12 protein-coding genes are annotated in these 12,591 nt (G+C 43.0%); 6 read left to right on the top strand and 6 right to left on the bottom strand.

The features are described from left to right. Positions 1-34 precede the first annotated feature (34 nt). From IEY18_RS06140 to xthA, 5 genes are all read left to right on the top strand, one after another. The gene (locus tag IEY18_RS06140; RefSeq protein ID WP_188918843.1) at positions 35-541 is read left to right on the top strand and encodes a DUF2062 domain-containing protein; all 507 of its coding nucleotides are present in this window, start codon (positions 35-37) and stop codon (positions 539-541) included. A 230-nt stretch (positions 542-771) separates the two neighbouring features. Beyond that, entirely contained in the window at positions 772-2,631 is a 1,860-nt protein-coding gene (locus IEY18_RS06135) for a sensor domain-containing diguanylate cyclase (protein ID WP_188918841.1), read from the top strand. A gap of 179 nt (positions 2,632-2,810) precedes the next feature. Further along, positions 2,811-3,356, top strand: coding sequence for a septation protein A (locus tag IEY18_RS06130; RefSeq protein WP_188918839.1), 546 nt, complete (start codon positions 2,811-2,813; stop codon positions 3,354-3,356). Then, entirely contained in the window at positions 3,356-3,655 is a 300-nt protein-coding gene (locus tag IEY18_RS06125; RefSeq protein WP_188918837.1) for a YciI family protein, read from the top strand. Before IEY18_RS06130 ends, IEY18_RS06125 begins: the two co-directional genes overlap by 1 nt. Then, positions 3,656-4,465: an exodeoxyribonuclease III gene (gene xthA / locus IEY18_RS06120; protein ID WP_188918835.1), complete on the top strand. Its 810-nt coding sequence runs from the start codon at positions 3,656-3,658 to the stop codon at positions 4,463-4,465. Positions 4,466-4,525: 60 nt separating this feature from the next. On the opposite strand, the gene IEY18_RS06115 is transcribed toward xthA, so the two are convergent. The 6 genes from IEY18_RS06115 to IEY18_RS06090 all read right to left on the bottom strand — a co-directional run bounded on the left by IEY18_RS06115 (position 4,526) and on the right by IEY18_RS06090 (position 11,887). Further along, positions 4,526-5,065, bottom strand: a complete 540-nt coding sequence (locus tag IEY18_RS06115; protein WP_188918833.1) for a DUF1097 domain-containing protein — start codon at positions 5,063-5,065, stop codon at positions 4,526-4,528. Between the two features lie 266 nt (positions 5,066-5,331). Then, positions 5,332-5,976, bottom strand: a complete 645-nt coding sequence (locus IEY18_RS06110; RefSeq protein ID WP_188918831.1) for an MBL fold metallo-hydrolase — start codon at positions 5,974-5,976, stop codon at positions 5,332-5,334. Between the two features lie 251 nt (positions 5,977-6,227). Beyond that, positions 6,228-8,243 (bottom strand): DNA topoisomerase III, encoded by a 2,016-nt coding sequence (locus IEY18_RS06105; protein WP_188918829.1) that lies wholly within the window; start codon positions 8,241-8,243, stop codon positions 6,228-6,230. A gap of 460 nt (positions 8,244-8,703) precedes the next feature. Then, the gene (gene lolE / locus IEY18_RS06100; protein WP_188919188.1) at positions 8,704-9,951 is read right to left on the bottom strand and encodes a lipoprotein-releasing ABC transporter permease subunit LolE; all 1,248 of its coding nucleotides are present in this window, start codon (positions 9,949-9,951) and stop codon (positions 8,704-8,706) included. Then, entirely contained in the window at positions 9,951-10,643 is a 693-nt protein-coding gene (gene lolD, locus IEY18_RS06095) for a lipoprotein-releasing ABC transporter ATP-binding protein LolD (protein WP_188918827.1), read from the bottom strand. The genes lolE and lolD overlap by 1 nt, the downstream gene beginning before the upstream one ends. Positions 10,644-10,654: 11 nt before the next feature. Then, positions 10,655-11,887, bottom strand: coding sequence for a lipoprotein-releasing ABC transporter permease subunit (locus tag IEY18_RS06090; protein ID WP_188918825.1), 1,233 nt, complete (start codon positions 11,885-11,887; stop codon positions 10,655-10,657). Between the two features lie 96 nt (positions 11,888-11,983). Here IEY18_RS06090 and IEY18_RS06085 point away from each other — a divergent pair, with 96 nt between their 5' ends. After that, complete coding sequence (locus IEY18_RS06085) at positions 11,984-12,553, top strand: hypothetical protein (protein ID WP_188918823.1); 570 nt, start codon at positions 11,984-11,986, stop codon at positions 12,551-12,553. Positions 12,554-12,591 lie beyond the last annotated feature (38 nt).

Genomic DNA, 12,591 nt, shown 5'->3' with positions numbered 1-12,591 from the left:
TCATACTGACTAAGTAAAGACACAAATTGCAGCTATGCCAAAAAAGATTATCGAAAGATTTATGCCAGACCCTGAATCACTGCAAAAACATAAACATTTGCAGATGTTCGGTCGCCTGCTCCATAAGCCAAACCTTTGGGCACTCAATCGAAAATCTGCACCGGGTGCTTTTGCTGTCGGGTTATTTGCAGCTTGGGTTCCTATTCCATTTCAAATGGTTCTAGCCGCGGCACTCGCCATCTTTTTTAACGTCAATATTCCAGTGGCAGTCGCGCTGGTTTGGATTACGAACCCGCTCACGATGCCGGTCATGTTCTATTGCGCATATATTCTTGGCGCAAAAGTTCTCGGTCAAACCACACAAGAGTTTGTGTTTGAAGCCTCTTGGCAGTGGTTTGAGGCTTCTTTAGCGACGATAGGACCTGCATTCTTGCTCGGCTGCTTCATTTTCGGCATTATTTTTTCGTTTTGTGGATTTTTTGGGATCAAGAGCCTATGGAAGTACTCGGTGCTATTTAAATGGCAAAAACGCAAGCAATAATCAGTCTATGCTTTAGCTAGACAAATCCCTTGCCTGCCCTAATAATTCGCGGGCATTCCCTCTAAAAAATTTAATAATTAAATCCAATAATTTTCAAGCGTCCCCATTAGTAACATACTAGAATTATTCAAATAAGGTACTTTCCATGCGGAAACCATTTGAAGCATTCAGTCGAACTTACATCAAAAACACCCCAGACCAATCGACCACGCCGAAACAGGATTTATTGGTTGTTCATTCTGTTGTTTCTCAGTTTCGGTTGTTTAGTTGCCGTGATCACCTCTGCTATCAATTACACCCTTCACTTTGCAGAAATAGAAAACGAAATTAGTACTGAATTTGAGCTAGAGAAAACCCTGAAACTGCAAATTATTCATGACTTCATCAACCACAACCAAGGTCTAATAACGGCAATCATTCACAACCCACTCACGCAAAACTATCTACTCGAGCAAACCCCAAAGAATTTAGATAATTTCACGCAACTATTGCTCGCCATAAGCCAAGCAGACAATCACTTTTATCAAGTCCGTTACATCGACAACCAAGGCGATGAGGTGGTGCGCTTACAGCAAAAACTCGACTCCGGTCAACTATATCGAACTGAACCAGAGCAACTTCAAAATAAGAAAAACCGCTACTATTTTGAAGCCGCGATGACCCTATCCAATAATCAATTTTGGTACTCTAACTTTGATTTAAATATTGAGCATGGCCAGATAGAACAACCCATTCGCCCAACACTTCGCGTAGCCAGCCCTGTTTTTCTCGGTGAAGAAAGGCGTGGCTTCATTATTGCCAATATCAACACGACCGAACTCTTTGAACAACTGATCCACTCTGACAATTTTTACATCCATATCATCGACAAACACGGGAATTACATTGCAAGTTCGACCGCAAACAATGTTTGGAATAAATATTTGCCTAACCGCACAAGTTTTACCAATGACTTTCCACAATATGAATTCGTTCTATCGCAAAAATTACCCGCGCAAGAAGAGATTTACCGCTTTAATTTACAGTCAATTTTACAAAATGAGGACGAGGTTCAAATACTCCTCATTCCAACGGGTCAATTAGTGCAATTGCATCAAAAAAATCATTTCCTTTCAGCTGGACTAACGGCCGTTACAGTGCTCGTCGTATCATTCATTTTGTCTTGGTTTGCCGCCATTATTCCCACTCGATTACAACAAGCGTTGCGGCAGGCTTATCACCAAATCAAGCGTTACGCTGACATTGTCGATAAATACGTGATCACTTCAACAACTGACGACAAGGGTCGAATTATCAGCGTTAGTAGTGCACTTGCCGAAGCCACTGAATTTAAAGCTAGTGAGCTCATCGGCCGCCGTCACAACCTAATCCGCCATCCTGATACTAGCGACAGCCTTTATCAAGATATTTGGTCGACCATTTCAAGTGGCAAGATTTGGACCGGTGAAATTAAGAATATGACAAAGTCAGGTGAAGCTTTTTGGCTACGTCATGTCATCACACCAGACATGAATGTCGATGGAAAAGTTATAAGCTACACCTCGGTAAGCCAAAATATTACCTTGAGAAAAAAACTCGAAGCACTGTCCTATGAAGATGCTTTAACCCAAGTCATGAACCGAAGAAAACTGGATATGGTTATTCAAAGCGAACTTGAGCGTTTTTTGAGATATGGCTGCCCATTTTGCATCATCATTTTGGACATCGACAACTTCAAAAGAGTTAACGACCAGTATGGTCACGAAATCGGTGACAGCGTTCTGATCGAACTCGCTAAATTACTGAAGAATAATTGTCGAAAAGTAGATTTTATTGGTCGTTGGGGTGGTGAAGAGTTTATGGTTATTTGCCCTGAAACGACACTTCAAGGCGTCCTAACCCTTGCAGAATCTTTACGGGCAAAAGTTGCAAACCATTTCTTTGAACCTTTAGGGAAAATAACCGCAAGCTTTGGTGTAACCATTGCCCTGCCAAATGATGATATTCACACTTTGTTTAGTCGAGCAGATACCGCGCTTTACCAAGTCAAAACCCATGGCAAAAACCGGGTTATTTTTTGTGATGAGAACCCACCAGCTAAGGCACAATAATATCACTACATTAAATCTCAGCTTCTAATTTTGCCTTCAGCATCCCCGCGCGTCCTTACTTGAAATCGACCGAGTGAAACTAGACTCGGCGGCATCACTCGTGCTGACTTCGTCTTTTTCTATGCACAATTTGCGTGTTACACTCGTCGTTCTTTTTCATTTGAGCTATCAATCACCCCATGAAACAACTGTTAGATTTTTTACCACTCGTCATCTTTTTCGTCGTCTACAAATATGTCGATATATACGTTGCGAGTGGCGCCTTGATTGTTGCAACAGCTTTGCAACTTATTGTGACCTATCTCCTGTACAAAAAACTGGAAAAAATGCACCTTATAACCTTTGCGATGGTGGCATTTTTTGGTTCTCTGACACTCATGTTCCAGGATGATACGTTTATCAAATGGAAAGTAACGGTTGTCTATGCCTTATTTGCCGCAGCACTTGCAATTAGTCACTTAATTAACAAGCCCATTTTGAAAGGCATGCTGGGTCAAGAACTCAAAGTTGCGGATCCAATATGGGCAAAGGTCACTTGGTATTGGGTGGCGTTTTTTATTGCTTGTGCACTACTTAATGTATACGTCGCATTTAGCCTGCCCCAAGCAACTTGGGTCAATTTTAAAGTCTTTGGTTTAACTGGCCTAACTCTAGTTAATACCTTTGCAACCGTAATATACCTTTTTAAACACATCCCAGAAGAACAACGTAAGGAATTCAAATAATGTGGTACATGATCTCCGCTCAAGATGTTGAAAACAGTTTAGAAAAACGCATGGCTGTTCGCCCTGCTCACGTCGACCGCCTTAAAGCACTAGCAGCTGAAGGTCGCCTATTAATTGCTGGACCTCACCCTGCTGTGGATAGTGAAACACCGGGGGATGCAGGATTCACAGGTTCTTTGGTTGTCGCAGATTTCGATTCGTTAGAAGATGCAAAAGCATGGGCAGCGGCAGATCCGTATATCGAAGGCGGCGTATACGAGAATGTTATTGTGAAGCCTTACCTAAAAGTGCTTCCATAAATGAAAATAGTTTCATTTAATATCAATGGACTGAGAGCCAGACTACATCAATTACAAGCTTTGATTGATGCCCACGCCCCCGATATTATTGGCCTCCAGGAAACCAAGGTGCATGATGAAGCCTTTCCTGTAGCAGATGTCGAAGCAATGGGATACAAAGTGCATTTTCACGGTGGCAAAGCACACTATGGTGTGGCCCTGCTGTCAAAAGTCGAACCAGAAGCCATACAGAAAGGTTTTCTCACTGACGAAGAAGATGCACAGCGGAGAATGATTATCGGGCGATTTAATCAGCCCAATGGTCGTCCTCTTACTGTATTCAATGGCTATTTCCCTCAGGGAGAAAATATTAGTCATGAAACTAAATATCCAGCGAAGCGAAAATTTTATCAAGATTTGATGCTGCATTTAGAGCAACATCATCAACCCGATGAAGATATCGCCATTATTGGTGACATCAATATTTCACCGGTAGATCTTGATATTGGTATTGGTGAGCCCAATGCTAAGCGCTGGCTAAAAACCGGAAAGTGCAGCTTCCAACCTGAAGAGCGCGAATGGCTAAAAAGGCTGTTAGATTGGGGCCTGTTCGATACATTTAGACAGTTGCACCCAACAAGAACTGAGCGCTATTCTTGGTTTGATTATCGCAGTAAAGGGTTTGTGGATAATCGCGGTCTAAGAATCGACGTGGTACTTGCTTCAGCTAGTTTAGCATCTAGACTTACTGAGTCGGATGTTGATTATGAACTCCGAGCCATTGAGAAACCTTCAGATCATGCACCTATTTGGAGCTGCTTCGACAATTAGTTGCTCTTCAAGCAATAAAAAAGCCTGCTCGTCGCAGGCTTTTTTATTGCTAATCAATGCTCACTGCTCAAGCTCTACAGAAACGCTTGGCTTATGTGCCTCCATCAAAGGCAAATCATCAGAGGAAGATTTTGAATGTCGCGATAAAAACTTCGATGATAAATGGATCAATACATCAGTAAACATCGCCATTGATAGACCAAGCAATGCTCCAAGCGCTAATGCAGGATAGACACTTTGAATATCCCCACCCGTTGCAAACATCGTGCAACAACCCACAAACGTTCCGGGAATAAACGCCAATTGTCGATAACTAGCTTGTAAACACATACCTGCAGTGGCGATAGCGGTACAAACATAACCCATCAGCGGGTTTGAAAAATATGCCCCCCCGATAAGAATAAGCCACGCCCAAAACACACCGGATAGATTGGTAAACCAACTCAGAAGAACGCCTTTCACTCCATCGAGAGGCTGCGCAAAGAAAGTGGTACACCCTAAGAAGCCGACCCATGTGATCAACTGAAAATAATCCGCTAATCCACTCCAAACCGCTGCGAGAATAGCTGCTGATATAGCAATTTGCCAGCGATGTTTCATACAAACCTCGATGTAATTTATTTACAGTTTTATTTATAAGCGACGAAATATACGCTTTATCACAACCGATTAATGAGATCTAACGCAAATAATCACAGACAAAAAGTTGCCTAGGAACACATATGTACCTTTTGCAGCAATAATTCAAAATTAAACAGCCTATTTCGATCTCACACCAAGTAATTTTTCCCAATAAAAAACCCAAGGCTATAAGCCTTGGGCATTCATTTTTTAGTCGACTGTAATGAGCAATTTCAGGTTATGGATTACTCAAACAATTGATCAGCAACAAACGGATTTGATTGTCGCTCAATACCAAAGGTAGATACTGGTCCATGACCGGGGACGAACTCAACGTCATTGCCAAGAGGCCAAAGGACTTTAGTAATGGATTGAATTAGATCTTGATGATTAGATTGAGGAAAATCTGTACGGCCTATCGACCCTCTAAATAGAACATCGCCTACCCATACGCGTTTATCTTTATCACTATAAAACACGACGTGACCCGGTGTATGACCAGGACAATGTAAGACCTGCAATGTTTGCTCGCCAACAGTGACCTTGTCACCAGCTTCAAGGTACTGCGTGGGTGTAAATGGCTCAACAGGTAAAAAACCAAAGTTTTTACTTTGACCAGATAAATTATCTAACCAAAACTGATCCGCCTTATGCGGACCAATAATTGGCAGGCCAGAGCTTTTCGCTAAAGTATCTGCAGCACCAACATGATCGATATGACCATGGGTAAGAAGGATTTTTTCTAGAGTTAAGCCTTCTTTTTTAATCACATTAAGGATGCGATCAATATCACCACCGGGATCAACCACAGCAGCCTTATTCGTCTCTTCACACCAAAGCACACTGCAATTTTGCTGAAATGGGGTAACGGGAACAATTTGATACTTCATTTTCTGGACCTAGAGTATTCTTATTGGAAGTTGGCGGACAACTATACTCAACTATCCTACCGAAAAAGAAATTGATCTTGACCATTAAATCGGCCAACTTCAAGATATTTCTTAACGAGAAAGAAACTCGTCACGGAAGGAATAAAAGTAAAAAGGCAATAAAAACATATTCATAAATCAAAATACAACTATCTATCTAAATGTTGCCAAATAGGAGTTAGGATTCACAATTTGCATTAATAATGAAAGAATTACTCCGATTTACGCCTATTCAGAGGCTTTCCTTTGGTTTGCCTACGTTTACTAAACTTTCGTTTTGGCGCATTTGATTTGATTCCAGATAAAGCATGGGGAAGCTGAGCACAGGCTTGTGAAATAAGCTCAACGAGCTGCAACGATAAAGGTGCCATAAATGACTGGTAACTGACTTCACGCCGACATATTTTCTCTAACTGTTGCTCCCATAATGCGGTCATATCCGGCGTTGTCGCACTTGTTGGTAGACAAGAAATGAGCCCCTTGCCAACCTCTGTGGCGGTGATTGATTTACCATGTCGCTGAAGAAAACCACGTTTAAATAACAACTCTATAATATTTGCTCTTGTCGCTTCAGTGCCAAGCCCATCAGTCTCTTTAAGAGTTTTGCGAATATCAGGATCGGTCACATATCTGCTAATCCCCGTCATTGCACTCAGAAGACTTGCATCATTAAATGGTTTCGGGGGCTGAGTGCTCTTTTCGATCACCTGAGCTTTACAACACAATAATGCTTGCTCGAGCGTAAGACGCGGTAGCTGTTGCGTGATTTGCATGCTTTCTTGTGTGTCTGAGGAGGAGCCGGCATTTGCTAAACTGTTTTCTGGTTGCGCCGATAACGTTTGGCTCGTGTGCTTATTCTTACCCACTTTCGGAAACAACTGTTTCCAGCCCTGCTCTTTTTCTTGGTTTGCTTTGGCAGTAAATAAGCCCCCTTCTATCGTCACTTCAACACTGGTTTGGGTGTATTGGTAAGCTGGGTAGAATTGGGCTAGATATTGGCGAGCAATTTGTAAATAAACCTGTTTTTCTTGAGTCGATAGCGCAGCTAGATTGGCCGGTTTTTCTGTTGGAACGATGGCATGATGCGCATCAACTTTACTATCATTCCACACCTTTGATTTCAGCTTTGGGTTTGGAGCATCGTGCCCCTCAACTAACATCGGCGCACCTTGCAGTAAAGCCGCAATAATATCTTTCACTAAAGCGAGCTGAGATTTGGGTAAATATCGACTATCGGAGCGTGGATAAGTAATGAGCTTATGTTTTTCATATAAGCTTTGACATACATCTAAAACAGCTTTCGCGCTCATCGCAAACCGTTTCGCCAAATCAATTTGCAAACTGCTTAGACTGTAAAGTAATGGCGGATTTTGCAGCTTATCCACAGTAGACAAGTTTGTAACCCGTGCTGGTTTGCCTTCAATTCGACGTTGTACATTCTGCGCCAGCTTTTTAGATAATACCCTTCCCTCTTCATCCATATAGGGTAGACAAGCATCACTGGGTTGCCATTTGGCAAAGAATATTTGATCTGAATCTGTCTTTAAATGTGCAAGTACTTCATAAAATGGCTTAGGCACAAAACCTTCAATATCTTGATCTCGCCGAACGACCAAGCCAAGCACAGGCGTTTGCACCCGCCCAACAGACAAAACGCCTTGATAACCAACTTTTCTTCCTTGCAAGGTATATGCGCGAGTCATGTTTAACCCAAAGAGCCAATCTGCTCGACTTCTTGCAAGAGCGGAAGTTGATAGTGGGACAAACTCAATATTGCTCCGCATCGACGCTAGTGCCCTTTTCACAGCGGCTTGATTCAGATCACTGATCAACAATCGCTGAGTCGTGCGAAGTTTTGTCCCAGTTACGCCAAGATGTGCAATGACTTCATCAACAAGCAATTGTCCTTCTCGATCAGGATCGCCAGCATTGACTAAATGAGTTGCCTGTTTGACTAGTTTGCGCAAAACACTCAGCTGTGACCGAGTTTTGGGCTTAGGTTTAAGCTGCCAATGCTCTGGTAAAATAGGTAAATGTTCTAACTGCCAGGTTTTATATTTAGAATCGTATGCTTCAGGCTCTGCTTGCTCTAACAAATGCCCAACACACCACGAAATTGCATCACCATTTGCAAGCTGTATATACCCCTCTTTTTTTTGTTGAGGCTTAGGTAATGCATCAGCAATAGCTCTCGCTAGACTAGGTTTTTCTGCGATATAAAGCTTCATTTAACCACCCTCAACACCAACTCACTGTTACCAAAATTAAAACGCTTGTGGAGAAAATAAGTACAGCCCTGAAAGCACTGTATGTATAGACAGTCAATTTACGCTGTGGCAATAAAACTAGCAAGTATTTGTTCGCAGGAGGACTTGTAAAAAACCATGGTGAAATTAGAGAACCAACGACATATTTCCAGTTCCTCAATAACATATTCAAAGGTTGGTTGTTGCGGGGTCATACAAAGGGAAAAATGCTGAGATAAGAAGCACAAAATAAGGCCTTACATGCACTATTTTACTTTTAAAAACAAATTGCGTGGTCACCTGAACCGCCAACTTGAAAACAAAGCCTGATAATCATGATTTGTGGCTCTAAACTTCCACTTTTCATGGATTAACGACCCATCACCATGACCAACGAATAATGACGAGCATTTACGCACTCATATTTAAGTACGTATGAATGTTAGCTCCCCCCTGCCAACGCACGAGCCGGAGCTGTGTGACTTGCTTTCCAAGCAGGATAGATTGTCGCGATGAGGCTCATGACAAATGCAAGACCAATCACCGCTACCACGTCGGTCAACTGAAGTTGTGACGGCAAAAAATCGATAAAATAGATATCACCTGACAATAGCTGAACACCAAATATGGACTCAATGCCCTTCGCAATTGCACTTAAATTTGCAGCAACAAGCGTTCCGATCAGTCCACCTAAACCACAACCAAGTAACCCATTAAATGCACCTTGAACCATAAAGATCATCATGATGCTGGCACGTTTCATTCCCATCGTCATCAAAATAGCAATTTCAGACTCTTTGTCTCGCACAGCCATGACGAGCGTCGAAACGATATTAAAGCAAGCTACGGCAATCACTAAAGCGAGAACGATGTACATGATCATTCGAACTAACTGTATATCTTGATAGAGATGCCCTTGGGTGCGAGTCCAGTCTGAAATATACATATACTGTTGCTGACTATAGCCAAGCTCTCGTATCAAACGTGGCGCATCAAACACATTATCGACCTTAATCCGGACTCCCGATACATTATCTTGCATATCAAGTAAATTCGAGGCATGGGCCAATGATATATATGCTGTTGTTTGCTCTATTTCGCCACCAACATCATAAAATCCAGCGATGACAAATTGATGGCTTTTAGGCTTTGCAAGCCCTTTTGATTTATGCGCTGGCGTGAACAGCGACAACTTATCGCCGATTTGCAAATTAAACTTTTTGGCTAAGCTGGCTCCCAACAAAATATTATTTTTTTCCGCTTGCTCAAGCGCCTGCCAAACGTCGGGTTTCACAAATTCAGGTAAGGTAGAAACTTTAGCTTCAAGCGCTGGGTCAATACCAAAAACGGTCAATCCATGAAAGCCACCTTGACGCTGCACTAGCCCCTGCATCGTAATAAACGGTGCCGCAGCTTCGATGCCCTTTATCTTTTGAGCGCTCGCTACGATTTTTTGCCAGTTTTCAAGTGGCGCTTCAACCCCGGTTAGTTCACCCTGCGCGACGATGCCTAATAAACGCTGCTGCAACTGTTGTTCGAAGCCATTCATAGCTGACAAGACGACAATTAAAACTGCAACACCAAGCGCGATGCCTGCCGTAGATGCAAAGGAAATAAAACTAATAAACCGATTTGACTGCCTTGCAACATAAAAGCGAAAGCCAATCCACAGGGAAACGAATTGGTTCATCATTTTGTGTCCTGAGCCAATAGCAAATGTCCATCGACCATTTGTAATTGTCGATCCATTCGTTGCGCTAATTTTGCATCGTGTGTCACGATCACAAACGAAGTTCCCAAAGACGCCGCAAGCTCTTTAATTAAGGTGTAAACTGAATCCCCAGATTTGGCGTCTAGATTGCCTGTGGGCTCATCAGCCAGCACCAGCTTAGGTTGGTTAATCAATGCCCGCGCAATGGCGACCCGCTGACGCTCTCCGCCTGAAAGTTCTGCCGGTGTATGCTCGATTCGGTGACCTAAGCCTACCCGTTCTAAGAGCGCTTTAGCTCGATGAGTGACGTCCCCTTTAGGCTGGCCAGCAATGAGCCCTGGCATCGCGACATTTTCTAATGCAGTAAACTCTGGCAACAGATGATGAAATTGATAGATAAACCCTAAATCTTGGTTTCTAATCTGGGCTTGGCGTTGATTTGAAATTTGATACAGATCTTCGCCGTCCAAAAAAACTGAACCTGAAGTAGGCTGATCAAGCGTCCCCATTATGTGTAGCAGTGTGCTTTTGCCTGAACCTGAACTACCAATAATTGCGAGTTGTTCACCTTTGTACACTTTTAACTCAACATCGCTTAACACTTGAGTCGCTACGCTGGCCTCGTGATAGGTCTTACTGACTTGATTGACCTGCAGCAGTATATCTGACATTTAACTCTCTCTTATTCGTAGCGTAGCGCATTTGCGGGCTGCACTTTTGCGGCCTTCAAAGCAGGATAAATGGTTGCCACTAAGCTTATCACCAGCGTACCGATGGAAATCATTGCTAATTGGCTGATTTGCAGCTGAATAGGCAAACTTTGACCGGCACCAAGAATGGAAACGCCTAGCACCTGAGTTATCGTGTTTAAATTTAAGGTGAGTAACACGCCAATCCCCATCCCCAAGGCCAAACCGATGACAGCATTCAAGGTTCCTTGAATAATAAAAATGCCCATAACGCCTCTTGTATCAAGCCCTTGTGTTTTTAATACGGCGACATCTGTCGTTTTATCAACGACCATCATGACCAGTGCCGACACGATATTAAACGCAGCAACTGCGACGATAAGACTCAACATGAGCGACATCATGTTTTTTTCCATCTTGACCGCAGCAAATAGATGTCCGTAACTCTTTCGCCAATCACTGGTTTGAGTTGATACTGGGTCTAAACCAACTTCAGCGGCCAAGGTTTCACCCATACCAATTGCAGCAAAAGGATCGTCTAAATACAGCCGTAATTGCTCTACGCTGTGTGCTGGTTGCCGCATTAAACGTTTCGCATCTTGATAATGGACATACGCAAGACTTGCATCAACCATTGAGCCCATTTCAAACAAAGCGATCACGCGAAATTTTCGCTGACTCGGAACTGGGCCGAGTGGAGTGTACACCACGCCATCACCACTCAACACTCTGATCTTATCACCGGGAGCAACACCAAGGTTTCGCGCGAGCTGCGCCCCCAAAATGATATTATATTTCCCTGGCTGTAAATGGTTAAAATCACCAGCATAAGTATGCTTAGCCACTTGAGAAAGCTGAGACTCAAGTTCTGGGTAAACCCCATAAACTTGGGCTGCGCCAATATTGGCAGAAGATTGCAACATGGCTTGAGTGGTTACACTAGGAGATGCTCCCAGGACATTTGGCAAAGCCGATAGGTTTCCTGAAACCGTTTTCCAATCTTGTATGGAGGGGCTTTGCGATAAAGTTAGTTGCGGAACAGCCCCTAATATCCGTTGCTTTAATTGCGACTCAAGGCCATTCATCACCGAGCTCACAACAATCAAAGCGGCAACACCAAGCACAATTCCTGTGACCGCAAATACAGTAATAAAGGAAGCAAAGGTGTTCGCCTTACGCGCACGCCAGTATCGATAGCCAACAAAAAAAGAAAATCTGGAAATCATAAAATGGGATACATATCCTTGGTACTGTGCTTGCTAAATCATGAAGATGCGCACGATAATAGGGGTAATAGCCATATAAATACAAGAGGCATCAACTTGCACAACGACGACAATTCATATTTTAGTGTGCCTCATCGCTTTAATGCATACCTATCACCCTTTGCCGAAGACGCAAAGATCCCCTCTGAAGACGAGCTCAAAGAAATGCAGTCGTTGGGTCTTAAGCTGATTAGCGAAGTAAAAACCCAGGAAGCCAGTTGCTTACTTCAGTTAAGACAGTTTGATAACGAAGCGAAAGCGGTAGTGGACTACCTTAAACTGCAATCTCGAAAAATTGATTTAGTTTTACAATATGTCATCGAAAGTGAGTCTCAGTCTGGTACCCGCTACCAGGGTACACAGTTTGGAGGGAGTGGCCTACGTATAGAAAGCCCTGCCCCCATTCCTGTAGGTCACCGATTCAAGCTCAGTTTATATATGCGTGAAGAGCTAGTGGCCATTTTATGTATCGTTGCAGTATATGATTGCCAGCAAACCGAGAATGGATATGCTGTCGATTTAAACTTTTTACAAATTCTCGATGCAGATGTTGAACTCCTTGTGAAAGCCAGTTTGAATGTCCAACAAAAACAATTAAAAGCGCGTAAACAGTCGAGAGCCGAATAAAGCTGAGCGAATTGTGCTGGCACCCTGTATCGCAAGCC

The sequence above is a fragment of the Shewanella gelidii genome (assembly GCF_014647855.1).
Taxonomy (GTDB): Bacteria; Pseudomonadota; Gammaproteobacteria; order Enterobacterales; family Shewanellaceae; genus Shewanella; species Shewanella gelidii.
Note: the sequence above shows the minus strand (reverse complement) of the source record. Positions and strands in the feature narration are given on the sequence as shown.